Origin of the sequence: Metabacillus indicus (assembly GCF_046603695.1) — a bacterium.
Classification (GTDB): domain Bacteria; phylum Bacillota; class Bacilli; order Bacillales; family Bacillaceae; genus Bacillus_P; species Bacillus_P indicus.
In genome coordinates, this window is the sequence record NZ_CP176757.1 from 2,503,896 (window position 1) to 2,530,634 (window position 26,739).

Sequence of the window (26,739 nt, forward strand, 5' to 3'; positions counted from 1 at the left end):
ATAAAAGAAAATCTATTTCAAGAGGTCCAGCTTATACGAATCTTTTCTCACCACAAAATAATAAGCAAGATAAATAGAGAAAAGACTAAGCCAGAAAGTAAAATACCCGATCTCAGGCAAATAGTTCATCAAAACACTGTACTTCGGCATTTGCCCAAACACATAATCAATGATTTCATTATGCAGTGTCCAAACAGCAGCTGCCGCAAGATGCCAGGCTTTGAACCTGTAAAACGGTGCATAAAGCAGCCCCTGAACGGCCATGCCTAGATGAGACAATATCAGCATATAGCCGACAGGGTCCAATACCCCTGTTTCATTCAAGACGAGCAAATTCATGACAACCGCCCATATGCCATATTTAAACAGCGTAATTATGGCAAGAGCTTCAATTAAAGGGAAATTCCTTTTAAAAAGAAAGCCGAGCATGACAATCGTAAAAAAAAGACTTGCCGTCGGGCTGTCAGGTACAAACGGCAGAAAGATGGCCGGCGTTTCGTACAGCTGATATCTGTACCAGTAATACCCGTAGAGGGTCCCAAATAAGTTGACAGTAAACATCAAAAAAAGAAAAGGCTGTCTTACAAGCAGATAGTGCATCCATCTCATAATGGTTTCAACTTCCTTTATATGTAGTTCACAACGCAGAAAAAAGCTGACATTTTGTCAGCTTTTTCTGATTATTTTGCAGTAACACTGGAGACAAACTCAGAAAGCACTTTCAATTCTTCATCTGTTCCCTTGAAGATGCCAGCAGGCATGCCGCCCTGGCCTTCAACTGCGATTTTGGCAACCTCTTCAGGACTTAAACCAGTATCAACCAGTGAAGGACCGGCTGCGCCTCCGGCTAAATTGTCGCCGTGACAGGAAACGCATGTTTGTTCAGTGAAGATTTTGTAGCCTTCTGATTCTTTGTCAATTTCAGCTTCTGCTTTGATTTTCCCTTGTTCAGCAGCTGCTTCCCAGTCGTGAGTTGCAACAGATTCCCACGTCAGGAAAATCGTTGCCGCTACGCCTAGAAGCATCATTCCGACTGCAACAGGGCGTTTTGAAGGTTTGCGCTCAGGCCCGCGGTCAATAAACGGTGCAAGAAGCAGTGCACCAAATGCAAGACCCGGCATGATAAATGCGCCAATTACTGTGTATGGTCCTGCAGCATATGTGTACTTGAGCAATTGGTATAAGAATAAGAAATACCAGTCAGGCAATGGAATATATCCAGTGTCCGTCGGATCTGCAACACGTTCAAGCGGCGACGGATGCGCCACAGTCAAACACAAGAACCCAATCAGGAACACAGCTCCAACCAGCCATTCTTTTAATAAGAAGTTCGGCCAGAACGCTTCCGTTTTACCCGGGAATTCTGAATAATCTTTTGGAATATTCGGTTTTCTTTCAGCTGGAACACGAGAGTCTCCAACAAATTTCATCCCTTTTCCGCGATGCATGATTTCCCCTCCTTCTTTGGCAGTTCCGCATATAGATGCGGCTGATCATCATTTGAATTTTACAGAGGTCCGGATATACCCTGTTTGCGGATCATGATAAAGTGAGCCCCCATTAAACCAAACAGCGCTGCTGGAAGGAAGAACACATGAATCGCAAAGAAACGGGTCAGTGTCTGTGCACCGACGATTTCCGGATGGCCGGCAAGCAATGTTTTAACTTGAGTACCAATCAGCGGCGTTGCCTCAGCGATTTGAAGACCAACTTTTGTCGCAAATAGCGCTTTCATATCCCAAGGCAATAAATAGCCCGTAAATCCAAGACCAAGCATTACGAAGAAAATTAGTACGCCGACAACCCAGTTAAGTTCGCGCGGTTTCTTATACGCACCCTGGAAGAATACGCGGAGAGTATGTAGGAACATCATGACGATTACAAGACTTGCTCCCCAGTGATGCATGCCGCGGACAATTTGGCCGAAAGCGACTTCATTTTGAAGATAATAAACAGATTCCCATGCATTTTTAATGTCGGGAACATAATACATTGTCAGGAACATGCCTGATAATACCTGAATAACGGTTACAAAGAACGTCAGTCCGCCAAAGCAGTATACGAAAGCTGAAAAATGGTGTGCCGGATTTACATGCTCTGGCACTTCATGGTCAGCGATGTCTCTCCACATAGGCGTAATATCGAGCCGTTCATCAACCCAGTCATAAATTTTGTTTAACACTTATTACGCCTCCTTTCGCGGTTTAGCCGAACCAAGATACAGGAATCCATCCTTCACTTCACTTTTGTATACATCAAGCGGAGCAAGCGGCGGTGTACCAGGAACATTCGTGCCGTCTTTTTCATACAGTCCGTAGTGGCATGGACAGAAGAATTTGTTTGGATTCGATGGATCACTGTTCCAGTTAACTGTACATCCCAAGTGTTTGCAGACAGGAGAAAGCGCTATAATATCCCCATTGTCGTTTTTGTAGACCCATGCAGCCCTAGGCTCTTCCGATTTGTGCCAAGCATCAACCTGTTTAATTTTAAAGTTAAAACGGGTTGGTTCATTTGTAATTTCATCTACACTGACAACCTGGACAAGATCCTGTTCTTCGACCTTTCCGAGTACTGGATCAAGCGCAAAACGGACCATAGGCATAAGCATACCCGCAGCCATGAAACCGCCTACACCAGTAAGTGTATAGTTGAGAAATTGCCGTCTTGATACCCGATGTTTTTTCTCGCTCATCATTTTCCCCCCTCTATCTTAAGCTGAAGTCCGTCAGGACATACGATAAAACCATATAAAACTAGGACAATCTCATGATATATCAATCTTCCAGTAAGGTCAATATTATCCTTTTTTGGAACTTAATAAATATGTAAGGGTTTTTATTTCCCTCTCCAAAATTGTAAGAAAATGTTCATAATTTGGCTGACCTGATCCTCAACCATCTTTCTTTTCAGTGATTCATCCATATGCTCCATAGGGACCGGCGGGAGGTAAATGACTTTTCCATTAGCAAAATCTTCTTTGGTCTTCCAATAAGGATCACTTGTCATAAAAAAGATATGGCTGAAGCTCTTTTCAAGATTTATGTACCATTGCTGCACCGTATTTTCTGCATCTTCAGCTGCATCTTTCAGATAAGAGACCGGCGGCATGAGGAAAACTCTTCCTTTAAGCTGTCTTTCAAGGTCTTCAGAAATCAGCAAAGCATATTCACCCTCTGCAGCAGCATGCTTCAGGCCTGTCCCGAAATCGGCCTGGATGAGGGGCACGACTGCCGTATCAACATAATCTGCCGACTCCAGATAGGACGCTGCGTCTCCGGCTGTCCATTTCATTCATTTCAGCTCCTTCAAGTTGTGATGCTTCTCATTATATAGGTTTTGCAGGAATCGGAAAAGAAGATTTAGAATCTGTACGTTTCTTTGAGACCTTTAATCTTCGGACAGGAGGATGCACGCTGTCAGTTAGGAGGAAGCTGGAAATTTTCTAGTAAACACACGTTTCCTGCAAGTAACAGACCTGCTTTTTCAAGTAAAAGAAGTATTCTTGCAAGTATTCCGCTATTTGTGGCAAGTAACGCGCTCGGTGATGTCCACGGTCACCGTTTTATAGCGTTGAATGCCCAAAACCTCTGCGAGAAAGACACTTATATGCAGGGTGCACTCTGCTAATTAGGAGGCGGATGGAAATTTTCTAGTAAACACACGTTTCCTGCAAGTAATAGACCTGCATTTTCAAATAAAAGAAGTATTCTTGCAAGTATTCCGCTATTTGTGGCAAGTAACGCGCTCGGTGATACCCACGGTCCCCGTATTATAGCGTTGAATGCCCAAAACCTCTGCGAGAAAGACACTTATATGCAGGGTGCACTCTGCTAATTAGGAGGCGGATGGAAATTTTCAAGTAAACAGCAATTTCTTGCAAGTTACTGAACTGTTTTTTCAAGTAAAAGAGGCATTCTTGCAAGTATTCCGCTATATCCTGCAAGTAACGGACTTGCTGAAATCCACGATCCCCGTTTTAAAGCGTTGCATGCTCAGGAACCTCTTCCACACAGCAAAAAAAGTGCCCCTGCATAAAATCAGGGACACCTATCATTTGTTTCGCAAGTCTTATTGAACAGCGCGCTTAACAAAACGCCTTTTCAGCATCCAGCCGCTGATGCCGGCTGCAAGCAGCACGATTCCGATAAGCATGATGCTGTAGGACGCTGTAGCTGTTGCAGGAAGTCCTTTTCCTGCACCGGGAGCTGAAGTGCTGTCTGGTGAGGCGCTTCCGCCGGCAGCATCTCCTCCTTTAGCTGGGGGTGTCCCCTGTTCATCCTTATCATGGGGCTGAGCGGCACCGTCAGGTTTTTCGTCTTTTCCAGGAGGTTTTGGCTGACTGTTTTTTTCAGCCAGAATAAAGGTGCCTCCAGCTTCCCGTTCAGGAAGGTCTGCTGTCACTTTTCCGCCTGCAGAAACTTTGTATTCTTTTCCGCTGTAAAGATCAATCACTTTCGTGTTCTTTTTAAACGGAACAGATACTGTCACTTTTTGGGCTGTTTCTGTTGTATTCAGTCCGACGGCAACAGATTGTTTGCCGTATGTTCTGGTGAACACGAGGTAGCCCTCATTGTTGCTGCCCCCGATTTTTGCGCGGGTTCCTTTTGAGAAGACCTTTGAGTAGTCTTTACGGATGTTCAGCAGCTTCTGATAGTGTGTTAACAGGTCATTATTCTTTGTTTTGTCCCAGGCAAAATCGTACCGGTTTTCATTAAATTCGCCTTTGTCCATGTCCCCGGCATGCTTGCCTGTCTGTCCGATTTCCTCCCCGTAATAAACGACCGGCTGTCCTTTTGCCGTAATCTGAAGGGCTGCAGCAATTTTCTGCTTGCTGATGTCACCGCCTGCATGAGTCAGAAGGAATCCATCCTCATCGTGGCTGCTGAGAAATTGTCCCATCGTGGCAGAGCTTGTCATGTTTGCATTGCGTTCTTCCAGTCTTGCTTCTACTGCTTCTACATCACCGTTGATGAAATCTCTCGCATCGTATTTAAAGTTGAAATCAAGCAGAGAATCCATCTGGCCGCTGTCAAGATAACCACCGGTGTTGCCGATGCTGCCTCCGTAATATTCACCGATCAGTTTAAAATCAGGATTAATTTTCACGAGTTCATTTTTAAACATTTTCCACGTTGTATCCTCGACATGTTTGACTGTATCTACACGGAAGTAGTCAATAGCGTTGCCTTTTTCCGTCCTGTGAGCAGCCCAGGCTGTCTGCCAGTCAATCATCTGTTTGCGGACAGCAGGGTCTTCCGTTATCAGATCCGGCAGGCCGGCAAGCTCGCCTTTAATGACGTCAGTTCCGCCGTTGCGGAGCATGCCGCTGAAACGGTTTCTGTCCTCATCTGTCGGATAGTTAGAGATGCCCGTATTTCCTGCATCCGTCTCTTTTAAACCGTATCCTGTATGGTTAAGAACGACATCAACCATAATCTTGATGTTTTTTTCATGGGCTTTGTCCAGAAGTTCATTCAGGTCATCCATGGAGCCCAGATGTTCATCAAGCTTTGAGAAATCCTTTGCCCAGTATCCATGATAGCCATACTGATGCCCGTTCTTGTCATGGCGCAGGTCCCAGTCAATGTTGTCAACGACAGGAGTAATCCAGATCGTGTTGATGCCAAGGTCTTCAAGGTAATCAAGCTTTTGAGTGATACCTTTAAAATCACCGCCGTGATACGTTTCAAGATGGCTCGCGTCGTAGCCTTCCCCGTTTGGATCGTTGTTTGTTTTGTCTCCGTCATTAAAACGGTCTGTCAGCATAAAATAAATTCTTGCCTCATCCCAGTCAAAATCGCCTTTTCCTTTTGAAACACGAGGTTTAACTGTGATGGATGCCGTCTTAGTATGTTTGTTGCCGTACTGGTCAACAGCTGTCACAGGAATTTGTTTTACACCTGCCGTCACGGTATCTGCAACTGAAAGAGATGTTTCCATTAGCTGCGGATCGATTTTCAGCGCCTTTGGTCCGCCGAGTGCGGAAACGTCAGCTGACAGCTCGGTAAATTCAACCTCCTGATCTGTTTCAACATCAAGGCTCAGCACCGCATTTTGATTAGAGGTTACTGCCTTCGGAGAAACAGACAGTTTCATGGATACATCAGGCACGATGTAGTCTACAGATGATTTTTCATAGTACGGATCTCTTACTTCTGTTTCTGTCCCATTGACAGTGACCAAATAACTGTAGTCATACGTACCTTCTCCAGGCAGGGCAACTGTATGGGAAAAGTACTCGTTTTTCTCGTCATAGGCCATTTCGTATTTCTTGCCTGCAACTTTAAGGCTCACTTTCTCAACCGTGTCCATTGCATTATCTGCAAACAGCTCGGGATCTCTGTAAAAGAAGGTTGCTTTTCCTTCTGACAAAACAGGACCTTTTACGGCCGGAACGGTATGAAAGTCACCTTTCCCGCTTTCAACAACGACCTTTGTGAGAGCTTGTCCCGCTTCTGCAGTGATGTATCTGTCCCCGTCATATGGATCTTTAACAGCCCAGTCCTGGCCTTTTCTGATGACAAAACCGACTGCCGTTGCATCTGAGCTGATTTCAAATTTCGAGACAGCACCTTGTTCTGTTATGTCAGAAAACAGCTTTTCCCCGTCCTGCAGTCCGGTCTGCCAGGTCCAGATGTTCCAGTCCGCGTAGTCTGCGTCCTCCCTGACATAAGTAAATTGAATAAATCTTTTAGCAGGTTCAATCATGTTTGAAGTTGCAAATGAAAGAACAAAATCCTCCTGCAGATATGAATTAGTGGATTGTCCCTTTACAGCATCTTTTTTTACTGTCAGTGTGTAGGACTGTCCTTTTTTCAGCTGCTCTGCTTTGATGCTGAGCTGATTTCCTTCTGCTTTTAAAGCAGCCGGCACATCCCCGCCGTCTTTTTCTGACAGAGTTACTGCATCCTGCTTCTCAACAGCCACGTTTTCATTGAATGTAACAATCAGCGGGGCTTCAGGCTTAAATTCAGCGTCCCCCTCCGCAGGCGTTGAAGAAAGGACCTCCAGCTGAGCAGCTTCCTCCACTCCGCCTATTGTGTAGCTGCTGCTGTATACTGCCTGGCTGTTTGGGTTTCCTGATTCATTCCAGGTGCCGGCAAGAACATTCCCTTCGGCTTCGGGACTTACATCAAATGCACCATGCTCCGCCGGATTGTTTCCGCTTAAAACGGCAATGGCCCTGATCGAGTCATCATTTTTCAGGCGGAGCTCGCTGAGCGGAATTTTTCCTTCAAAGCCTTTCGTGCGATCAGCTGCGAATTGTGCTCCTTTGCTATTTTCCCAGGTTGACAGCTTGGGAGCTGCCAGATCCTCCGAGCTGTATAGAGCAGCTCCGGCAAGTTCATTGTCATTTTTTATTCTGACAGTAATGTGAAACTGCGGCTTAGCTTCTGTGCCTCCAAAGTGAAAAGGAGCTCCCCATGGATTGCCTTCTATTTTTGAATCTTCTTCATTCACATTCAGTGCAAGGTTTAAAAACATCCCGTCGCTTCCCCAATTCGGAACATTTTTTGCTTCTGTCCAAAAATAGAGATACCTGCTGTCGTTCGTTATATGCAGATCTCCAATCTGAAACCCCTCATATCCCGGTGTTTCAGATGATGCAAGCGGTTGCATTTCAGACCAGTCTTCTCCGCTTCCGTCAACCTTTATTGCAGCCGGTGCCGAAGCGGCAAATCCCTGCCACGTTCCAAGCACACTGCTCGCGAGAAGGACCAGTATGGCTACAGCCGCCGTCCATCTCCCCCATTTGTTCCTCATTCCATTTCCCCCTTTGGCATATAAAGAAATCGGCTGCACTCGAGACCAATGCCTGTCTATGTAAACGATTTCATAAACACCCTTATTTTGTCACGGTTCGACCGAAAAATCAATTGAAAATTCTGAAAAAAATAAGCTGAAAAGCCTAAAAAAAAGAAACCTCCTTTTCTGAAGGTTTCTTCTCAAAAGCTGCAGTTCCGGCAGCAGGCAAGCTTATCTGAGGCATTTCAATTTGTCTGTCAAATGGTTGAATGCTTCTTTATCCTGGCGGTCAAGGGCATCATCAATCATTTGAAGGAGTTTTTCTTTTTGGAACGTCTGAATGGATTCTTCAAGAATTCTCTCAGCTACTACACGGTCTTTTTCATTAATGTTGAGGTGCTTTGGCATAAACGGGTTTGCCTCAAGCACGGCTGCGTAATTCGGAGACTGATAAGATGAGCGGAAATTGAGCTGGATATACAGATCCTCGTCTTTATTTAATCGAATGTCATGGAACGATTTTTCGGCATCCGTTGTCATGACATTTTCTTTGTAAAAACGAAACGGCACTTCCTCTACACAGTGGGTCGACATGATAATTCCGCGGGGACAATACTGTGCCTGCTCGACAAAATGCACTTTTTCCATCAGAGTATCATGACTCATCAAATAATTCAGAATCCATACACATTCTCGTCTTTTCAGCTGATAATGATTTAAAAACCACCTGATAAAATCCTTCTTCTCAATGACAGATACAGGGGCCATCATATGCATTTCCCTCCTCTGCTAACTGTAGATTCTTACTTTAAAAGTTCAACAGATCCCAGGTGAATTCCTTCCGGCCGAGTGTTAAAAATCATCTTCTAATTGCATCAAAATCTCTTCGATTTCGACATTCGCAGGGTCATGCGTTAAAGCCCTGCTGAACATCTCCCTTGCAGCTGTCCGGTTTCCGTCCTCAAGCAGATAATACCCGTACTCCATTAAAAAGTCTGGTTCTTCCTTGAAGAAATTATATGCTCGCTGGTAATGGTTTAATGCATCCGAATATTGTTCTGTTTCATGATAGGCGCGTGCAAGCTTCCGGTCATATTCAGGATCTTCTTCGCCGTACCTCATGACCTCTTTCAGACAGTCGATGACCTCTTCATAAAGCTGTTCCTGCATGTAGATATTCGTCAGGGTGATTGTCGCTTCCACATGACCCGGATCAATGGCAATCGCCTGCTGGAGCAAAGCTTTGGCTTCATCCGGCTGATTGTTTTTAAGCGCCGTTTTTCCGCCGTATACATACAGCTCTTTATTGTATTCATCTACTTTAAGTCCATCTTTTACAGCTTGGAGGCTTTCCCCGAGCATTCCTTCAGCCTCATAGGCCTTTGCAAGGAAAAGATAGAGGGATGTATATTCATGATCCAGTTCTTTCAGCTTCAGAAACTGCTCAATCGCTGTCTTCGGATAATTCGCCTGAAGGGCGGTAAATCCGTAGCCAAACAGCGTGTGCAGATCAACCTGCTCATCTGCTGCTTTTTCATAAAAAGGCAGAGCCTCTTCAAATTCGCCGCTTGCGCTGATCGATTCTGCCAATCTCTGATAAACGTTTACACCTGTGACCGTACTGTGTTCATTAAGCACGTCTTTGAAAAAAGGAATGGCTTTATGGTAATGCCCCTGATGAAAATAAAGCTCTCCGAGTGCAAAATCGATAATCGGCTCATCAGGCACTAATTTTTTTGCTGCTTGGAGCTTTTGTTCGCTTACTTCGTTCAGACCCTGCATCTGGTAAAGGTCTGCTGAGAGAATCAATGCCTGTACATAAGCAGGATCCGTCTCCGGAATGGTATTCAGGAGGTCGATTGCTTTTTCTTCCTGATCCATGTCGATATAGATTTCTGCAAGAAATACGGTTACTTCAGACTCTTCAGGATAGAGAAGATGCATATCTTCCATAATCGAAAGTGCCTGATCTGTATTCCCCCACTGATAATATTTTTCTGCAAGCAGAAATTTTTCTTCATCGTGCAGTTTGTTTTCGAGACCGGAAAGCTTAGCAAGCCCTTCCTGGACCTGTCCCGATTCAACCAGTTGAATTGCTTCGGATAATGTGTTGTTCACCTTTAACGCCCTTTCCATTCCAGTTACGGAACAGCCTGAGCAGCAAACCTGCCTGACATGGCCACGGTGCGCTCTTCTCCAAAACCCGGCTTTAAAAAAATCGTTTCACCGGCTTTTTGCAGCTGTCCTTTATGAACCGTAAATTTAGGAATATGACTATGATACCCGCTTGAGGACAAATCTTCAACTGAATTGAATGCATTTCCCTCATACAGGTTATAGTCAACTTCGCCGCCGATGCGGATATCTCCTTTATCAGGAAACAGGCCGATTTTCATCAGGAGGTTTTTATCTAGAATAGTATGCTCGGGCGGGCAGGCAGCATTTGCTGAGAAGCGGTGTTTTTTCATCAGGGCTTCGAACGTTTTTTGCTGTTTATCCTGCAAGGCACGATCCGGCCATTGCGGCAGAAACGTCATCGGGAAATGGTAAATGCTGCTGCGGATCCATCCCCACGGGAATCCTGCAAGATCATCCTCAGGATGAATCTCAAGGACAAGCAAAGGGATCTTCTGGCGTTTGCAGGCAATCAGCAGGGATGGAGTCAGTCTTTTGAGCGGAATGGCTGCACTGATGCAGTAATCAATTGGGGAATTAATCATCCTTTGTCTCTTTTTCCTGACTGCATCTGATAATTCACGTTCGTATTCTGCGCGGGCAACCGTAATAACGGCTGTACAACCGGATGCTATGAGCTTGTCCTTAAAAATGGGTTTGGCTTCTGAATAAGAACCGTTTATGGAGAAATCAAGCATAACGTGCCCGGGTGTCATCACATACGGAGAGGCGTCCATCTTCATATAGGCCATATTTTTAACTGAAGAATGGATATAATCCATTTTGTTGTTTCTTACGAGAATGGACGTTTTTTCAGCTGCTGCATGCTTAACAATAACTGCATCTTCAAGTATATAGGCCACTTTCCGCTTATCCCTCCCTTGTCGTCTTCTTAAGACAAGCTATGAGGAAAAAGAAGAAAATATGCCAACAAAAGCGGAAGCGCCTTGATTAGATCCGATAGGCAGATAAGAATCCGACGGAAAAGTCCGGGTTTGACTTTTTTGGCGGATTTGTTCTAACAGAGGATCTAGGCGCTGTAGCTGGACGTGGATAACTTTGTATATGATTTCCTTAGAGTTAAAAATGCCTGCGGAGATTCTCCGCAGGCTGGATGTGCATCAATCCACAGTTTTCCCTGTCAATGCACGTACATGCTCAAAGAAAGAAGGATAAGATACATCAATCGCCTCATGCCCTTCAAGACTCACTTCCCCGTCTGTTATCATGGCGGCGACTGCAAGCATCATGCCGATTCGGTGATCACCATGGCTTGAAACAGATGCTTTTTCAGCTGACAGCTTTTGTTTGCCGCGGATAATCATTCCGTCTTCCGTCGGAATAATCTCAGCTCCAAGCTTTCCAAGCTCCTGAACGACTGTATCAATCCGGTTCGTTTCTTTTACTTTCAGTTCACTCGCATCTTTAATAATGGTTTCGCCTTCTGCCTGTGTGGCAAGCAGGGCAATAATCGGGATTTCATCAATGAGCCTCGGGATCAAATCGCCTGAAATGACCGTTCCTTTTAATGAGGAGGCCGAGATTGTTAAATCCGCCACAGGCTCATGGGTGTTTGAACCTTTTTCTTCAATCGTTAAATCCGCACCCATTTTGTTTAAAACATCGATTATGCCTGTTCTCGTTGGATTGATTCCCACATTTTCAAGAGTGATCCTGCTGTTTGGAACGATCGCTCCTGCTGCAAGGAAAAACGCTGCAGATGAAATATCCCCCGGCACGTCCACTTTTGCCGCTTTTAATGTCTGTCCGCCTTTGATTTCAGCAGTCAGCCCCTCTTCCCGCACCTCTGCACCAAACGCCCGGAGCATCCGTTCTGTGTGGTCACGTGATTTATGCGGCTCTGTTACACTTGTCAATTCCTGATTCGCCTGAAGGCCTGCAAGCAGAATGGCTGATTTCACCTGTGCGCTGGCTACAGGAGACGTATACTTCAGCCCCTTAAGTTTGCCTCCGCGGATGGAAATCGGCGTGTAATTGCCCTCCTCCCTGCCGTCAATGGAAGCGCCCATTTCTCTGAGCGGATTCGTCACCCGTGTCATGGGCCGTTTTGCAATAGATTCATCTCCAATGATGCAGGAATGGAAAGGCCGTCCTGCAAGAATGCCAAGCATTAGCCGGGTAGTTGTTCCGGAATTGCCCACATCCAGTATGCCTGAAGGCTCCTTAAGAGCATCCATTCCCTTTCCTTTTACTCTGACATGAGTCCCGTTTTGCTCAATTTCAACGCCCATTTGCCTGAAGCAGGCGATTGTAGACAGACAGTCCGCCCCTGCAAGGAAGTTGTCGATCACCGTTTCTCCTTCTGCCAGCGCGCCGAACATCACCGCTCTGTGTGAAATGGATTTATCTCCGGGAATAGCTATCGAGCCCTTGAGGCCTTCTGCTCTCTGCAGTTTTTTCACGCTTTTCATACCAGCACCTCTTAACTGAAAAAAGTTTTGTAATCTGTATATTTTTCTATGCACTTCTGTGCACGTTCACGGTCGATGTCGGTTTGAAAACTCAGTCTCAGGACACCGTAAATTTCCTCGCGTGTTTCGATGATCCGGATATTTGTAATGCTGATTTCCTCCATTGCAAGGTACCCTGTAATCTCAGAGATAACCCCTGGATAATCTGGAACATCGACATATAAATCATAAAAAGAAGGAATCGCGCCTTTTTCCCGCTCGGGAAGTCCGTCTCTGTAGTCCTTTGCATCTTTGAAATAAGAGAAGAGAGCAAGACTGTCCAGATCTTCCACCATATCCTTCACACGGCTCATTTCCCGTTCCCAGTCTGCAAACAGAGTGAGGAGCTTCTCCTTATTATGCAGAAGAATGTCTCTCCACATAGCGGGACTGCTTGAAGCGATTCTCGTAATGTCCCTGAAGCCTCCTGCTGCCAGTCTTTTAATAACAGGATGAGTGTCTTCAAACCGTCCAGCCTGATGAACAAGGCTTGCTGCGACGATATGGGGAAAGTGGCTGATCACTCCTGTTACCTCATCATGGACTTCGGGCGTCATTTCAATAAAATGCGCATTTGTTCCTTTTAGAATGTTCTTCAGTTTATTTAAGGAGTCCTCACTCGTAGTTTTTGCGGGAGTCAGAATATAAAACGCATTCTCAAAAAGATGCGCTCTGGCTGCCGTGACACCTGATTTATGAGAGCCTGCCATCGGATGCCCGCCGATAAAATGGACATCGCCTTTGAAGGCTGCGGCAGCACAGGCGGTGATCTTCTGCTTGGTGCTTCCCACATCTGTAATGATGACGTCTTTTTTCAATTTCATGCCGCTTAATGTCTCTATCATCGAAAGAGTTTGCTCCACCGGGGCCGCAAGAATGATTAAATCCGCTGTTTCGATGTTTTCAAACTGGCTGCCGGCTGCCTCATCTATCACGGTAAGAGTTTTGGCAATCTCAAGCTGGCTTTGATTAATATCATACCCGGTAATCCAGGCATCAGGAAATTCCTTTTTTACAGATAGAGCAATCGATCCTCCAATTAAACCGAGTCCGATCAGATGTATTCTTTTTATTGGCTGATCCATTGTTATCACCTACGGATTTTATGTATGAAGAAAGAGGTGACAGCATCACCTCTTTAGGTTAAGAAATCAATTCGGCAAGGATGCTGATGATTTCCGCGTTTTGTTCTTTTGTGCCGACAGTAATGCGGATAGAAGTCGGAAATCCGAGCGCTTTTCCTGAACGGACAATGTATCCTTTTTCAAGCAGAGCCTGGAACACTTCGTCTGAATCCCGGTTAAAATCGATCAGAATGAAATTTCCCTCAGAAGGATAATAGCTTAGGCCATGTTCTTCACTGAAGCGGTAGAATTGCTCCAGTCCCTGTTTGTTCTTTTCTCTGCACTGAAGAATAAATTCCTGGTCATCCAAAGCATGAAGAGCGGCTGCCTGTCCAAGGCGGTTTGTATTGAACGGCTCTCTTGCAGGCTCAATGCTTTTGATCAGCTCACGATTGGCTGCTCCATACCCGACGCGGAGGGCGGCAAGCCCGTACGCCTTTGAAAACGTGCGGAGTATCATGACATTTTTGTATTCTTTTATGAGAGGAAGTGTTTCCGGAAAATCCTGAGCTGTCACATATTCATAGTAGGCTTCATCAAGAATGACGAGCACGTGCTGCGGCACTTTTTCAAGAAAAGCCGAAAGAGACGGTTCATTGATGTAAGTTCCCGTCGGATTATTCGGCGAGCACAGCCAGACAACCTTTGTTTCCGGGTCGATCGCAGCAAGCATCGCATCAAGATCATGGTATCCATCCGCAAGAGGAATTTCTCTGATTTCCGCTCCTTCAATCACCGCATTATGACGGTACTGAGGAAAAGTCGGCGTTGCCATCACGGTATTTGTCCCCGGTTTCAAAAACGCACGGCAAATGATCTGAACGATTTCATCTGAACCATTCCCGAAAATCAGCTCAGACTCGCTTACGTCAAGGAATGATGCCAGCTTTTCTCGCAGCATGGCGCTGTAGCCATCCGGATAGATGGCAAGCTGATTCAGTTCATTTTGGATGGCTGCCTTGGCAGCTTCTGAGCTGCCGTACGGATTTTCATTAGAGGCAAGCTTGACGATATGAGTCAGATTGTATTCTCTCTTAACTTCTTCAATGGGCTTGCCCGGCTGGTAGGGTTTTAGATTTGTAAGCTGATCTTTAATTTGCATAAGTAGACACCTCTTCTGTTTTGAACGCGAAGGAAGCCTTCGCATGCTGCTCTATGATCCGATTTCAACTTCAGCGGGCAATACAAAGGAAGCGGCTTTCTTTTGAAACTCTTCAAAAGCAGCAATCCGGGCATCCGGATCTTTGAGCTTTTGCGATAAACGTTCCACTTCTTCTATCAGGGCGCTGCCTACAACGACTCCGTCGCACGTTTTTGTCAGTTCTTCGACGTGCTGCCTTGTTGAAACGCCAAAGCCGACAAGGACAGGAACATCCGCTTCCTGTTTTACTTCTTCAAGGAAGTCAAAGATGCGCTTGTCGAATGATTTGCGCGAGCCCGTTACACCGAGTGATGAAACACAGTACAGGAAGCCTTCGGCACTTGAGACGATTTTCTTCAGGCGCCCGCTTGAAGTCGGGGCCACCATGGAAATGAACGTCACCCCATGCTGTCTGCATGAATCCCTCAAATCTCCGCTTTCTTCAAAAGGAAGGTCCGGAATCAGCAGTCCGTCGATTGTATTTTTCTCCGCTAAAGCAAAAAAGGATTCTTTTCCTAATTGTAACACAGGATTATAATACGTAAAAAGAATGATTGGAATAGTCAGACCATTTTCTCTCATTACCGGAACCAGTTCCATTGCTTTTACAATGTTCATTCCTTCTGCAAGAGATCTTTGCGATGCCCGCTGAATCACAGGTCCGTCTGCAAGCGGGTCTGAATAGGGAATGCCAAGCTCAATAGCCGAGGCGCCGGCTTTTTGAAGGGCAAGTGCAAGTCCGACGGTCGCCTCCCCGTTCGGATCACCCGCTGTGATAAACGGAACAAAAAGCTTCTTATTTTGTGAAAGCAGGTTCTGCAGGTGTGTCTTCATGCTTGCCGCCCCCTTCAAAAGAATCCATTAATGTGTGGACGTCCTTATCACCGCGTCCGGATAAACAAATCATCAGTGTTTCATCCTGTTTCATCTGTTTTGCAAGGTCAAACGCCTTTGCCAGAGCGTGTGCTGTTTCTATGGCAGGAAGAATCCCTTCCTCCTGAGCAAGGAACGTTAATGCTGATAAAGCTTCATCGTCTGTCACACTTTCATAGGAAACACGTCCTGTTAACGACAGATGGGCATGCTCAGGACCAATTCCCGGATAGTCAAGTCCGGCCGAGATGGAGTACGGCTCCGTAATCTGCCCGTGTTCATCCTGAAGGAGATACGTCAGCGAACCGTGGATGACTCCCTTCGTTCCTTTCGCAATCGTAGCTGCGTGAAGGTCAGTATCCGTCCCTTTGCCTGCTGCCTCGACACCTACAAGGTCAACTTCTTCATCAATAAAGGCAGCGAACATGCCAATCGCATTGCTTCCCCCTCCGACACATGCAACAACTTTGTCCGGAAGAGTATTCAGCCTGCTTTGAAGCTGCTCCTTTGCTTCGTCTCCTATAACTCTCTGAAACTCTCTGACCATTTGCGGATACGGATGTGGCCCTACAACGGATCCAATCATATAAAAATGGTCTTCGCAATGCTGCACCCAGTAGCGGATCGCTTCATTCGTGGCATCCTTCAGCGTTTTGTTCCCGCTGTGGACAGGAATGACCTCTGCGCCAAGCAGCTTCATCCGGAATACGTTCAGCTCCTGTCTGCTGACATCCTCCTGTCCCATGAATACTTTGCACTCGAGTCCAAACTTTGCCGCCACTGTTGCAGCCGCAACACCGTGCTGGCCTGCTCCTGTTTCAGCTATGATCTTCGTTTTGCCCATTTTTTTCGCAAGCAGCGCCTGGCCGATCGCGTTATTGATTTTATGGGCGCCTGTATGATTCAAATCCTCTCTTTTCAAGAAGATTTTTGCTCCGCCAAGCTTTTCCGACACGTTTTCTGCATAGGTCAAAGCGGTCGGGCGTCCGGAATATTCCGAAAGCAGGCGGCGGTATTCATTCATAAACCCGCTGTCTGCAATGGCTTCCTCAAATGCCTCCTGAAGTTCAGCCAGCGGCTGCATTAGCGTTTCAGGAACATATTTTCCGCCGAACTCTCCATATCTGCCAAACTCATCCGGAAATTGATACATGCTGATTCACCCTTTCTTGAAATCTTCTGAGTAATAGCTCGTCTTTTCTCTCATTCTGTTCAATGCCGCTCGAAAGATCGATTCCTCCAGGCATCATTGAAAGGAGGCTGTCAATGTTGTCAGGACCGATTCCGCCTGCAATAAACATCTTCCTGTTCATTTCTTCTGCTGCTTTTATATAGGCAGGGACACTAGACCAGTCAAAGCTCTCCCCAGTTCCGCCAAACGTCTCTTTTACTTTTGAATCTATGACAAACCCATCAGCGGATGTTTTATAGTCTCTCATAAGAGAGAGAGTATCCTCTTTATGGGGAAGGGCCTTCCAGACTTCCGCCCCAAACCTGCGCTTGATTTCGCCTGCTTGATCAGGGGTTTCGCTTCCGTGGAGCTGGATAACGTCAATCGGAAGTTCACTCAGAACGCTCTCGATTTCTTCGTTTGCTGGATTGACAAACACTGCTGCGAGCTTTTTCCCTCTCAGATCAACCTTTTGCAGCCACTCCTTTACTTCGCCCGCCTGAACCCGCCTCTTGCTTTTCGCAAAAATCAGGCCCAGATAGTCAGCGGATGAAGCCGCGGTCAGTGATAAATCATGAAGAGAGCGATTGCCGCAAATCTTAATGAGCGGCTTGTTCATTTTGTTTCACCGTAAAGCCTTTGAATGGCGGACGTCTGATTCTCTTCCCTCATCAGGGATTCTCCGACAAGAATCGCGTCAGCGCCCTTGCTTTTAACGGTTTCTACATCGCTGAATGTGAAAATACCGCTCTCGCTTACAAGAAGCGTCTCTTTAGGCACTGCCTCGCTTATTTTTTCAATTTGATGGATATCGGTTTGGAAAGTTGTAAGATCCCTGTTGTTGACTCCAAGAATCTTTGGAGTGAAGTGCGGCAGCAGTTTTTCAAGCACTGGCAGCGAATGCACTTCCACAAGGACGTCAAGATTCAGTTCACCCGCATGTACATAAAGCTCATGAAGCAAAACCGGGTCAAGCGCTTCACCGATCAGGAGGACAGCATCTGCGCCAATATGGCTGGATTCAATGATCTGTTTATGATCAATGATAAAGTCCTTTCTCAAGACAGGAAGGCTGACGACCTCTTTTATTTGAGCGATATAATCTCTATGCCCCTGAAAGAACGTTTCATCCGTCAGCACTGACAGGCAGTCTGCTCTTCCCGCTTCATATGCCTTGGCTATTTCAACAGGATGAAACGATTCTTTGATGACCCCTTTGGAGGGAGATGCCTTCTTTACTTCTGCTATTAGAGCCGGCTTTCTTTTAGATTGTTTGAGGGCACTGAAAAAAGACCGCTCTGAAACTTGCTTTCTTTCAGGTATATTCAGGGATTGAACTTCTTCCCGTTTTTTCTCAAGAATCTGATTAAGCATACTGTTCCTCCTTTTTGCGCTGAAGCCGTGCAAGCTGACGGTATGCCGTGCCATTTTCAATCGCCTGTTTAGCAGACGCGACCCCTTCTTTGAGACTGTCTGCCTTTCCTGCAACATAAAGGGCGGCTCCGGCATTCAGTGCGACAATATCGGCTGCAGCCCCTTTTTTCCGGCCTTGGAAAACAGAAAGAATTAGTTCGGCGCTTTCAGACGGGCTTTCTACTTGAATGTCTTTTAATTCCCCTTTTTCAAGACCCATTTCCTCAGGTGTGATTTCATAGCGCGTGATGTTTCCGTTTTTCAGTTCTACCACATCCGTTATGCCAGTAATGCTGCATTCATCAAGACCGTCTCTTCCGGTCACAAGAAGAACGTGCTCGGAACCAAGCTCCCGGAGGGCATGAGCGATTTTTTCAGCATACTCCGCCGAAAAGACACCCATCACCTGACGTTTGGCATTTGCAGGGTTGGCAAGCGGACCAAGAAGGTTAAAGACCGTCCTGAATCCGATTTCCTTCCGGGGATTTACAGCATGCTTCATGGATGCATGATAAATCGGGGCGAATAAAAAGCTCATATCATAGTGATGAAGGGCTCTTTTCGCTTCTTCAGGTGAGGTTTGAATCATGATCCCGAGCTGTTCAAGCACATCTGCACTTCCGCTCTTTGACGAAACAGCGCGGTTCCCATGCTTTGCCACTTTTACGCCCATGGAGGATGCCAAAATGGCGGATGCAGTTGAAATGTTGAAGGTTGAGGCACCGTCTCCGCCTGTGCCGCACGTATCAATCACATCTTCTTTATACTCAATCCGCGTCATATGCTGCTTCATCGCTTTAGCAAACCCGACAAGTTCATCGACCGTTTCCCCGCGGAATCTGAGAATGGAAATAAAGCTTGCAATTTGACTCGGAGTTGCTTTTCCTTCCATGACCTGATTCATGGCACTCATCGCTTCCTGTTCAGACAGCGTGTGGCCTTCAATGCATTTGTTCAGCAAAGCTTTCATTCCCGTCACCCTCCTTCTGTCCGAACACTTTTTCAGCAAGCTCGATTGTTTTAATTAGCGCACTTGCTTTGTTTCTTGTTTCCTTCCACTCAAGCTCAGGCTTTGAGTCGGCAACAATACCGGCTCCTGCCTGCACATACGCTTTTCCGCCCTGTAGAGCAATTGTTCTGATTGTGATGCAGGAATCGATATTTCCATCAAATCCAATGTAGGCTATGCAGCCGGCGTATGCATTTCTCGCTGTCGGCTCGAGCTCCTGCAGAATCTGCATGGCACGAACCTTGGGAGCACCGGACACTGTGCCGGCGGGAAAAGAGGAAAGCAGGGCATCAATCGGATGTGTGCTGCTTTTCAGCTGGCCGGTGACTTTTGAAATCAGGTGCATCACATGTGAAAAGCGTCCAAGCTCCATTAGAACAGGCGTTTTAACGGATCCGTATTCGGCCACTCTTCCTATGTCATTTCTTGCAAGATCCACCAGCATGTAATGCTCTGCTTTTTCCTTTTCATCCTGACGCAGATCTTCTTCAAGGAGCAAATCTTCTTCCTCGGTTTTGCCGCGTTTTCTGGTCCCAGCAATCGGATGGATTTCCAGATATCCGTTCTGTACGTAGATCAGCCGTTCTGGAGAACTACCGATCAGCTCCGTGCCGTCAAACTTAATATAGAACATATAAGGGGAAGGGTTTACGACCCTGAGCATGCGGTAAAGATCAAATCCCCCTGCCGTTACAGGGATTTCAAACCGCTGAGAAAGAACTCCCTGAAAAATATCGCCTGAACGGATATATTCTTTGATTTTCTCAACAGCTTCAAGGAAATCTTCTTTTTCAAAATTCGAAGCCACTCCCTCAAAAGAAACGGCTGCCTGATCAGTCGGCGACAGCATCAGGTCATGAAAATCCCGCTTCTCGCCGAGCTTTGAGATCAGCTGGCTGATTTTCGCTTCTGCCATTCCGTAGACAGCGCGTATTCCCTCTTCCGATTCCTTGCCTGTAAGCCGTTCATATTGGATAAACGAAAGCTTCTTATCCTGATGATCATAGGCAATCATGGTCGAACAGACAAACAGAAGGCATTTTTTAAAGGATAGATCCTGATGTTTGTGCTGCGGAATCCGTTCGAACATCGTCACAGAATCATATCCGAGATATCCGACTGCTCCGCCGGCAAAAGGGATATCGAGATCCGGAACCTTCACTTTTAAATACGCGTCCATCCACTTGAAAATCTCTTTAAGCGAGGATGATTCATGCAGCGTCTGGCGCTGTTTAGAACGGACACAGTAACGATTCTTTTCTTCTTCAATAAATAAAAATGGATTTAATCCGATAAAGGAATAGCGTGACCAGGATGATTCCGCGTCTTTACTTTCAAGCAGATAGACCGCTTCATCTTCAAACACCTTAAAAAGCTGTATCGGCGTAAAGGTGTCAACTTGAAAGGATTTGATGACGGGGATGGTCCGAAACTGTCCGCTGTCCTCTTTAAATGAGGCAAAATCAGTATGAAACAATGTACTCACTCCTCCAGCAGTGTGGAGAATAAGTATTTAGGAGGTTATAGAAGGTTGCCCGGTAAACAGAAAAACCCAAAAACGAGGATGACCTGTTTTTGGGTAGACGTATGCCGCAGCGTAAATATAAAAATACCTCAGCTAAACTGACTCATTCTCGGCTACCCTAAACTAAACTCTTGCTAAATGTATCGTATCTCTTATCTTTTCCTAATCTCTAAACTCAGCTAACGCACTGGAACATATTAGAAGCTCTCTTCTAATTTCTATTCTTGTGAACTATGTTAATACAGCTTTTGAAAAGTGTCAACGAAAGAAGGCAAAGCGGTATGTTTTATTTACCTGTAAGGTCCGGCCTTAAAACCGTCGCTTTTCCCTGATAAACATGTTTGACTTCCTTTTGGCTAAGCGGTGTTTCAGCCGTCATCATGACCCTGATGCATTTCTCGAGGCTTCCTTCAACCGGAATCTCCTTCATGCACATAACCGGGACATATTCCCATCCGTCAAAATTCCGTAAAGCTTTGGCAGGAAAAACAGTGTTCAAATCCGCTGTTGTTGAAAACAGGACCGACGTCACATCTTCAGCTTTAACATGATTGGAATCAATCATCTCCAAAAGCAGTGCTTCTGTTGCCTTTATAATTTCCTGCTCATTGTTTTGCTGAACGGTTGCAGCTCCTCTTATTCCCCGTATCATACAGTTCCCTCCTGTCTCCAGTTTTCCAGCAGGGATCTTAAACGTTCTTTTTCAAAGGCTTGCGTTCTGCATTCTCCAATGGACTGAAGAAGCACCATTGTGATGGTTCCCGAACTGGCTTTTTTATCTTTCATCATTTTGTCGAGGAGCAGATCTGTATCCAGATGGCTTGGGACCTCTGTTGGAAATCCAAGCTCTCCAAACCACGATTTCATCTCTTCGTACGGAAGATCCGCGCCGAGAGTAAGATTGCTCAGCCATACAGCAAACAGCATGCCTGCTGCGACTGCGTCACCATGGCTGATCTTCCCGTATCCTGCTCCTGATTCTATCGCATGACCGAGGGTGTGGCCAAAATTCAGGTGGGCCCTCACTCCTGATTCCTTTTCATCTTCTTTAACGACAGCAGCCTTTACAGAAATGCCTTGGAGGATCATCCGCTGAAGCATGGAATCATAGATTCTGCTCACATCACGTATCTCCTGTTTCAGCCATGTATATAATTCTTTATTTCCTATCAGTCCATGCTTTATTACTTCTGCAAAGCCTGACCGCAGTTCACTTTCCGGCAGGGATTCAAGGAAGTCAAGATCATAGATGACAGCTTCCGGCTGATAAAAGGCACCGATCATATTTTTCCCTTCCGGATGATTGACGGCCACTTTACCGCCAACTGCACTGTCATGGGCAAGCAGAGTTGTAGGAAGCTGGATAAAAGGTATGCCCCTCATATAGGTAGCAGCGACAAAACCGGCAAGATCGCCAATAACGCCTCCGCCGAATGCGAGAATGAGAGATTTCCTGTCAAGTCCTTGTTTAAGAGCAAACGTCTGAATGTCATAGTAGGTTTGAAATGACTTGCTTTCCTCTCCGCTTGGAACGGCATAAACATCTGACGGGAATGAGCTGACTGCCCGCATCAGCTTATCCCCGTATAGATTCTGAACAGCTGAATCGGCAATAACCAGAATTCTGCTTGGATTTAACCGCTCCAGCTGTTTCATTAGTTGTGTTTCAATCACGCCTGCCCCGATAAGAACAGGGTAGGTACTTGCTGATGTTTCAACAACAAGCTGTTTCATTAGAATTCCCTCGCGTACTCGCGGATTTCCTGAATTTCTTTTTGCAGGGCGTCTATACGGTCTGAGCCGAATTGTTCAACAATGGCTGATGCAATTTCCCATGCGACAACAGCTTCAGCCACAACACTTGCAGCAGGAACTGCACAGCTGTCCGAACGTTCAATACTTGCAGAAAACGGCTCTTTTGTTTCTATATCAACACTTTGGAGAGGTTTGTAAAGGGTCGGAATAGGCTTCATGACTCCTCTGACAACAATCGGCATTCCTGTTGACATTCCGCCTTCAAATCCTCCGAGACGATTCGTTTTGCGGGAGTAGCCCTGCTCTTTTGACCAAGTAATTTCATCATGCACTTCGCTTCCGAATTTGCGTGCAGCATCAAAGCCAATTCCAAACTCAACGCCTTTGAAAGCATTGATGCTGACGATGGCAGCCGCGATTTTCGAATCAAGCTTGCGGTCATAATGGACGTAGCTGCCTACTCCTGCAGGCATCCCTTCAACAATCACTTCCACAATGCCTCCGATTGAGTCTCCGTTGCTCTTGGCATCATCGATTGCCTGCATCATTTTAACGGCAGCATCCTCATCCAGGCATCTTACTGGCGATTCCTCTGTTACACGCTGCAGTTCTTCGATTGAAGAGTATTCTGTCTTTTCTGCTTTTACAGATCCGATTTCCACAACATGTCCTGCCACTTTGATTCCAAGCTCTGCAAGCAGTCTTTTAGCCACTGCGCCTACAGCTACTCTGACCGTTGTTTCACGGGCTGAAGATCGCTCAAGCACATTGCGTATATCACGATGTCCATATTTAATGGCACCGTTCAAATCAGCATGACCAGGACGGGGGCGGCTGATCTGACGCTTGATTTCCTTTTCCTCGCCTTCTTCTAAAGGCTCGATCCCCATAATCTTAGTCCAATGCTTCCAATCATTATTTTCAACAACGAGTGCAATTGGAGAGCCAAGCGCTTTTCCGTGGCGGATTCCGCTTGTAATCTGAACCTCATCTTTCTCAATCTGCATTCTTCTTCCTCTGCCATGTCCTTTTTGTCTGCGTGCAAGATCGCGGTTGATGTCCTCGGCAGTAATTGCAAGACCTGCCGGCACTCCTTCCACAATTGCAGTTAACTGAGGACCATGTGATTCTCCTGCTGTTAAGTATCTCATCTAAAGCTCTCCCTTCATCGCACTAACGCTTTTAAGTAACACTATATCATATCCTTCAAAGGATGAATAGAAAGATTTACAGTTGTTTTTTTCTGTAGAAAAAAGTGCCTGCCGATTCCAGTCCATATGTATGGGCATGAAAAATCTGCTCGGTGCTTCCAACAAAGAGAATTCCCCCCGGTTTCAGCGCATTTGAGAACTTTTCATAAATGGCTTCTTTCGCCGCTTCTGTAAAATAAATCAGTACGTTGCGGCAAATAATCAAATCAAAGCCGCTTTCATAACGGTCTGAGAGGAGATTATGCTTTTTAAACTGCACCGATTTTTTCAGGTCACTCTTAATTTTATAGCCTGTCCCATCTCCTGAAAAGTATTTGCCCCTCATTCCGTCAGGCAGCTCTGACAGGCTTCTCTCATGAAAAACCCCCGCTTCCGCTCTTTTCAGTACCGTTTCATCCAAATCTGTTGCCAGAATGCGGATCTCTGACTGGGCAGCATACTTTGACAAAATCATGGCCAGTGTATACGGCTCTTCGCCGGTGGAGCAGGCCGCACTCCACACCTTCAGTGTTCCGGGCTTTTTGACCATGTCCGGGAGAAGCTTCGTTTCAAGCATTTCCCACTGTTTTTTATTCCGGTAAAACTCTGTGACATTTATCGTCATTTTATCAAGCAGCTCTGCAAGCAGCTCCGGCTCTTTCCGGAGACGTTCACTGTAATCCCTAAACCCGCTGCATCCTCTTTTTATGTAGAGGGAAATTAACCTTCTTTTCATCTGCGCTTCCTTGTAGAGCGAAAGATCAATCCCCGTCATCCTTTTGATTTCATTTATAAACTGCTCGTATCCCATCAGCGTTTCTCCTCTGCACATGCATTATGTATAGTATATCGGATTTGGAGAACGACTTGTGAAATGAGTTTTAAAAAATCTGAAAAATCGGAATGGATGGATGCTTCTAGCATACCCAGCTCCCTTTCACTGGATGTCCGCGGGGAGGGCAGGAAGTTTGCGTACCCTCCCAGATCGATTTACTGTTTGGGAGGGTGCGATTCCTCACTTTGCTTACCCTCACAGATCGATTTACGGTTTTGCAGGGTACGATTCCGGACTTTGCTTACCCTCACAGATCGATTTACGGTTTTGCAGGGTACGATTCCTCACTTTGCTTACCCTCCCAGATCGATTTACGGTTTTGCAGGGTACGATTCCTCACTTTGCTTACCCTCACAGATCGATTTACGGTTTTGCAGGGTACGATTCCGGACTTTGCTTACCCTCACAGATCGAATTACGGTTTTGCAGGGTACGATTCCTCACTTTGCTTACCCTCACAGATCGAATTACGGTTTTGCAGGGTAGGATTCGCAGCTTTGCTTACCCTCACAAATCGAATTACGGTTTTGCAGGGTACGATTCCTCACTTTGCTTACCCTCCCAGATCGATTTACATTTTTGCAGGGTACGATTCATATTCTTTTCTCCCACCATTCACCAAAGCTGCTAAGCCTAGAAGCAAAAAGAGGTTCTATCCGCTTGCTCTAGTCGAAAATAAATAAAAGCCAGCATCTCTGCTGGCTTTTGGTGCGGATCAGTAGATCCAAGTATGAATATCTTTATCGTATTCGACAAGCTCTTCAGCTTTGAAGAATAAACCGATTTCGCGCTCTGCGCTCTCAGGAGAGTCAGATCCGTGAATGATGTTCTTTCCGACAAATAAACCATAGTCTCCTCTGATTGTACCCGGCAATGCTTCGGCTGGCTTGGTTTTCCCCATCATCGTACGTGAGATTTCAATCACATTTTCCCCTTCCCAAACCATTGCGAAAACTGGTCCGGATGTGATGAATTCAACTAATTCGCCGAAGAATGGCTTGCCGTTATGTTCCCCGTAGTGCTGTTCAGCAAGAGATACAGGGATCTGCATCAATTTTGCCCCGACTAAATGTAAACCCTTACTTTCAAATCTGGAAACGATTTTACCGATAAGCTGACGCTGAACGCCATCAGGCTTGACCATCATAAATGTTTTTTCCATGTTAATTTCTCCACCCCGCGATTGTTATGTATGGGCTTTCATGGCCCATGGAAATCGTACCATTATTTCACTTTTTACGCAATCGCATGGAGCGGATGAAATTAAAATTTTCTTTTTCCAATATATTTTGCAATGCTTGAAAGAGCTGATCTCGCTCTGTTTCTCGGAAGCTCGCTCAATATATTGAAACCTTTCTCAAGATACATATCGCTGACCTTTACAGACCGGCTGATTGCATCAGACGCAATGATGGCGCGGATGATTTCATCCATCTCCTCTTTTGTCGTTCTGCTGTGCACCTTGCTGATTTTTTGCTTCAGTTCATCATCTTCCATAGCATAAAGAACCGGAAGCGTAATATTGCCCTGAAGGAGATCTCCCCCTACCGGTTTTCCGAGTTCCTCTTCTGTAGAAGTGAAATCAAGGATGTCATCTGTGATCTGAAAAGACATGCCGACATAATACCCAAACAGAAACAGTTTTCTGTGAACAGATTCAGGCACTCCTCCTGCGATCGCCCCAAGCTGGCAGCTCGCAGCAATCAAAAGAGCGGTCTTCCGCTTAATGCGTCTCAAGTAGACCCGCAGGTTCTGTTCATAGTCATATTTGTCTTTGATCTGCTCAATTTCACCAAGCGAAACTTCTACAATGGTTTTGGAGAGAATCTGGTGGGCGGCAACATTCTCGAGGGATGTCATAATTTCAAGTGATCTTGCAAATAAATAATCTCCGGTGTACATGGCAATGCGGTTGTCCCATTTCGCTTTTATCGTAGGTTTGCCGCGTCTGAGTTCAGCATCATCGATGACGTCATCGTGCACAAGTGATGCCATATGTATAATTTCAAGCGCAATCGCCACTTTTTTCACTTTTTCAATATCATATTCGCCAAACATGGCCGAAAGCAATACAAAAACAGGGCGAATCCGCTTTCCCCCTGCCTGAAGAAGATGCAGCCCTGCCTCGCTTAGCAGAGGCTCTGTGGAGCTAACCGTTTTTTCTAGTTCCTGTTCGATCAGATCGAGATCTGCATTTAGAAACGAATACGCCATTTTAAATTTCATTCAATTCACCTAAATACTCGCATTTTTAAATCCGGATGAACCTGAGCCCGCTGAAAAAAATAAGTGCAATTCCTATGAGAGC

Annotated in this window: 24 protein-coding genes; all 24 read right to left on the reverse strand. The window is 45.8% G+C overall.

All coding sequences use genetic code 11. From position 1 onward, the window contains the following. Positions 1-12: 12 nt before the first annotated feature. The 24 genes from ACK1LH_RS12720 to hepT all read right to left on the reverse strand — a co-directional run bounded on the left by ACK1LH_RS12720 (position 13) and on the right by hepT (position 26,657). Positions 13-609 (reverse strand): DUF1405 domain-containing protein, encoded by a 597-nt coding sequence (locus tag ACK1LH_RS12720; protein WP_029566042.1) that lies wholly within the window; start codon positions 607-609, stop codon positions 13-15. Positions 610-680: 71 nt separating this feature from the next. Then, complete coding sequence (locus ACK1LH_RS12725) at positions 681-1,448, reverse strand: menaquinol-cytochrome c reductase cytochrome b/c subunit (RefSeq protein WP_029280292.1); 768 nt, start codon at positions 1,446-1,448, stop codon at positions 681-683. Positions 1,449-1,507: 59 nt separating this feature from the next. Next, complete coding sequence (gene qcrB / locus ACK1LH_RS12730) at positions 1,508-2,182, reverse strand: menaquinol-cytochrome c reductase cytochrome b subunit (protein ID WP_029280290.1); 675 nt, start codon at positions 2,180-2,182, stop codon at positions 1,508-1,510. Positions 2,183-2,185: 3 nt separating this feature from the next. Continuing rightward, positions 2,186-2,695 (reverse strand): ubiquinol-cytochrome c reductase iron-sulfur subunit, encoded by a 510-nt coding sequence (locus ACK1LH_RS12735; protein WP_029280287.1) that lies wholly within the window; start codon positions 2,693-2,695, stop codon positions 2,186-2,188. Positions 2,696-2,838: 143 nt separating this feature from the next. After that, a complete protein-coding gene (locus ACK1LH_RS12740) occupies positions 2,839-3,294 on the reverse strand; it encodes a YpiF family protein (RefSeq protein ID WP_029566043.1) in 456 nt (151 codons plus the stop codon). Between the two features lie 777 nt (positions 3,295-4,071). Then, complete coding sequence (locus tag ACK1LH_RS12745) at positions 4,072-7,767, reverse strand: alpha-amylase family glycosyl hydrolase (RefSeq protein ID WP_411333260.1); 3,696 nt, start codon at positions 7,765-7,767, stop codon at positions 4,072-4,074. Positions 7,768-7,980: 213 nt separating this feature from the next. Next, the gene (locus ACK1LH_RS12750; RefSeq protein ID WP_029566046.1) at positions 7,981-8,520 is read right to left on the reverse strand and encodes a ReoY family proteolytic degradation factor; all 540 of its coding nucleotides are present in this window, start codon (positions 8,518-8,520) and stop codon (positions 7,981-7,983) included. An 81-nt stretch (positions 8,521-8,601) separates the two neighbouring features. Further along, positions 8,602-9,867 carry a tetratricopeptide repeat protein gene (locus ACK1LH_RS12755; RefSeq protein ID WP_282034169.1) on the reverse strand — a complete coding sequence of 422 codons (1,266 nt, stop codon included), beginning with the start codon at positions 9,865-9,867 and terminating at the stop codon, positions 8,602-8,604. A gap of 23 nt (positions 9,868-9,890) precedes the next feature. Continuing rightward, on the reverse strand, positions 9,891-10,787 hold the full coding sequence (locus ACK1LH_RS12760) for a hypothetical protein (protein ID WP_411333261.1): 897 nt from the start codon (positions 10,785-10,787) through the stop codon (positions 9,891-9,893). Positions 10,788-11,045: 258 nt separating this feature from the next. Next, the gene (gene aroA / locus ACK1LH_RS12765) at positions 11,046-12,356 is read right to left on the reverse strand and encodes a 3-phosphoshikimate 1-carboxyvinyltransferase (RefSeq protein ID WP_051827264.1); all 1,311 of its coding nucleotides are present in this window, start codon (positions 12,354-12,356) and stop codon (positions 11,046-11,048) included. Positions 12,357-12,367: 11 nt separating this feature from the next. Beyond that, positions 12,368-13,480, reverse strand: a complete 1,113-nt coding sequence (locus ACK1LH_RS12770) for a prephenate dehydrogenase (protein WP_411333263.1) — start codon at positions 13,478-13,480, stop codon at positions 12,368-12,370. Between the two features lie 58 nt (positions 13,481-13,538). Continuing rightward, positions 13,539-14,621, reverse strand: a complete 1,083-nt coding sequence (gene hisC / locus ACK1LH_RS12775) for a histidinol-phosphate transaminase (protein ID WP_411333265.1) — start codon at positions 14,619-14,621, stop codon at positions 13,539-13,541. A 51-nt stretch (positions 14,622-14,672) separates the two neighbouring features. Beyond that, positions 14,673-15,494 carry a tryptophan synthase subunit alpha gene (gene trpA, locus ACK1LH_RS12780; protein WP_029566051.1) on the reverse strand — a complete coding sequence of 274 codons (822 nt, stop codon included), beginning with the start codon at positions 15,492-15,494 and terminating at the stop codon, positions 14,673-14,675. Continuing rightward, positions 15,457-16,686, reverse strand: coding sequence for a tryptophan synthase subunit beta (trpB, locus tag ACK1LH_RS12785; protein ID WP_029280270.1), 1,230 nt, complete (start codon positions 16,684-16,686; stop codon positions 15,457-15,459). The genes trpA and trpB overlap by 38 nt, the downstream gene beginning before the upstream one ends. Continuing rightward, a complete protein-coding gene (locus ACK1LH_RS12790) occupies positions 16,667-17,323 on the reverse strand; it encodes a phosphoribosylanthranilate isomerase (protein WP_029280268.1) in 657 nt (218 codons plus the stop codon). Before ACK1LH_RS12790 ends, trpB begins: the two co-directional genes overlap by 20 nt. Next, a complete protein-coding gene (trpC, locus tag ACK1LH_RS12795) occupies positions 17,320-18,078 on the reverse strand; it encodes an indole-3-glycerol phosphate synthase TrpC (RefSeq protein ID WP_029566052.1) in 759 nt (252 codons plus the stop codon). The genes ACK1LH_RS12790 and trpC overlap by 4 nt, the downstream gene beginning before the upstream one ends. Next, entirely contained in the window at positions 18,071-19,087 is a 1,017-nt protein-coding gene (trpD, locus tag ACK1LH_RS12800; RefSeq protein ID WP_029280264.1) for an anthranilate phosphoribosyltransferase, read from the reverse strand. The genes trpC and trpD overlap by 8 nt, the downstream gene beginning before the upstream one ends. Further along, complete coding sequence (gene trpE, locus ACK1LH_RS12805; protein ID WP_029280262.1) at positions 19,059-20,603, reverse strand: anthranilate synthase component I; 1,545 nt, start codon at positions 20,601-20,603, stop codon at positions 19,059-19,061. The genes trpD and trpE overlap by 29 nt, the downstream gene beginning before the upstream one ends. Before the next feature lie 334 nt (positions 20,604-20,937). Continuing rightward, positions 20,938-21,303, reverse strand: a complete 366-nt coding sequence (gene aroH, locus ACK1LH_RS12810) for a chorismate mutase (protein ID WP_411333266.1) — start codon at positions 21,301-21,303, stop codon at positions 20,938-20,940. After that, the gene (gene aroB / locus ACK1LH_RS12815; protein WP_411333267.1) at positions 21,300-22,385 is read right to left on the reverse strand and encodes a 3-dehydroquinate synthase; all 1,086 of its coding nucleotides are present in this window, start codon (positions 22,383-22,385) and stop codon (positions 21,300-21,302) included. The genes aroH and aroB overlap by 4 nt, the downstream gene beginning before the upstream one ends. Beyond that, entirely contained in the window at positions 22,385-23,557 is a 1,173-nt protein-coding gene (aroC, locus tag ACK1LH_RS12820; protein WP_029280257.1) for a chorismate synthase, read from the reverse strand. The genes aroB and aroC overlap by 1 nt, the downstream gene beginning before the upstream one ends. Before the next feature lie 76 nt (positions 23,558-23,633). Beyond that, positions 23,634-24,407 (reverse strand): CheR family methyltransferase, encoded by a 774-nt coding sequence (locus ACK1LH_RS12825; RefSeq protein ID WP_029280255.1) that lies wholly within the window; start codon positions 24,405-24,407, stop codon positions 23,634-23,636. A gap of 739 nt (positions 24,408-25,146) precedes the next feature. Beyond that, the gene (ndk, locus tag ACK1LH_RS12830; protein WP_029280253.1) at positions 25,147-25,593 is read right to left on the reverse strand and encodes a nucleoside-diphosphate kinase; all 447 of its coding nucleotides are present in this window, start codon (positions 25,591-25,593) and stop codon (positions 25,147-25,149) included. Positions 25,594-25,694: 101 nt separating this feature from the next. Beyond that, on the reverse strand, positions 25,695-26,657 hold the full coding sequence (hepT, locus tag ACK1LH_RS12835; RefSeq protein WP_029280251.1) for a heptaprenyl diphosphate synthase component II: 963 nt from the start codon (positions 26,655-26,657) through the stop codon (positions 25,695-25,697). Between the last annotated feature and the right edge of the window lie 82 nt (positions 26,658-26,739).

Excerpts from the sequence above, each read along its gene's own strand:
- ACK1LH_RS12720 (WP_029566042.1), bottom strand. The coding sequence starts at position 609 with ATGAGATGGATGCACTATCTGCTTGTAAGACAGCCTTTTCTTTTTTTG.
- ACK1LH_RS12725 (WP_029280292.1), bottom strand. The coding sequence starts at position 1,448 with ATGCATCGCGGAAAAGGGATGAAATTTGTTGGAGACTCTCGTGTTCCA.
- ACK1LH_RS12735 (WP_029280287.1), bottom strand. The coding sequence starts at position 2,695 with ATGAGCGAGAAAAAACATCGGGTATCAAGACGGCAATTTCTCAACTAT.
- ACK1LH_RS12740 (WP_029566043.1), bottom strand. The coding sequence starts at position 3,294 with ATGAAATGGACAGCCGGAGACGCAGCGTCCTATCTGGAGTCGGCAGAT.
- ACK1LH_RS12745 (WP_411333260.1), bottom strand. The coding sequence starts at position 7,767 with ATGAGGAACAAATGGGGGAGATGGACGGCGGCTGTAGCCATACTGGTC.
- ACK1LH_RS12750 (WP_029566046.1), bottom strand. The coding sequence starts at position 8,520 with ATGATGGCCCCTGTATCTGTCATTGAGAAGAAGGATTTTATCAGGTGG.
- aroA (WP_051827264.1), bottom strand. The coding sequence starts at position 12,356 with ATGAAAAGCGTGAAAAAACTGCAGAGAGCAGAAGGCCTCAAGGGCTCG.
- ACK1LH_RS12770 (WP_411333263.1), bottom strand. The coding sequence starts at position 13,480 with ATGGATCAGCCAATAAAAAGAATACATCTGATCGGACTCGGTTTAATT.
- hisC (WP_411333265.1), bottom strand. The coding sequence starts at position 14,621 with ATGCAAATTAAAGATCAGCTTACAAATCTAAAACCCTACCAGCCGGGC.
- trpA (WP_029566051.1), bottom strand. The coding sequence starts at position 15,494 with ATGAAGACACACCTGCAGAACCTGCTTTCACAAAATAAGAAGCTTTTT.
- trpB (WP_029280270.1), bottom strand. The coding sequence starts at position 16,686 with ATGTATCAATTTCCGGATGAGTTTGGCAGATATGGAGAGTTCGGCGGA.
- ACK1LH_RS12790 (WP_029280268.1), bottom strand. The coding sequence starts at position 17,323 with ATGAACAAGCCGCTCATTAAGATTTGCGGCAATCGCTCTCTTCATGAT.
- trpC (WP_029566052.1), bottom strand. The coding sequence starts at position 18,078 with ATGCTTAATCAGATTCTTGAGAAAAAACGGGAAGAAGTTCAATCCCTG.
- trpD (WP_029280264.1), bottom strand. The coding sequence starts at position 19,087 with ATGAAAGCTTTGCTGAACAAATGCATTGAAGGCCACACGCTGTCTGAA.
- aroH (WP_411333266.1), bottom strand. The coding sequence starts at position 21,303 with ATGATACGGGGAATAAGAGGAGCTGCAACCGTTCAGCAAAACAATGAG.
- aroB (WP_411333267.1), bottom strand. The coding sequence starts at position 22,385 with ATGAAACAGCTTGTTGTTGAAACATCAGCAAGTACCTACCCTGTTCTT.
- aroC (WP_029280257.1), bottom strand. The coding sequence starts at position 23,557 with ATGAGATACTTAACAGCAGGAGAATCACATGGTCCTCAGTTAACTGCA.
- ACK1LH_RS12825 (WP_029280255.1), bottom strand. The coding sequence starts at position 24,407 with ATGGGATACGAGCAGTTTATAAATGAAATCAAAAGGATGACGGGGATT.
- ndk (WP_029280253.1), bottom strand. The coding sequence starts at position 25,593 with ATGGAAAAAACATTTATGATGGTCAAGCCTGATGGCGTTCAGCGTCAG.
- hepT (WP_029280251.1), bottom strand. The coding sequence starts at position 26,657 with ATGAAATTTAAAATGGCGTATTCGTTTCTAAATGCAGATCTCGATCTG.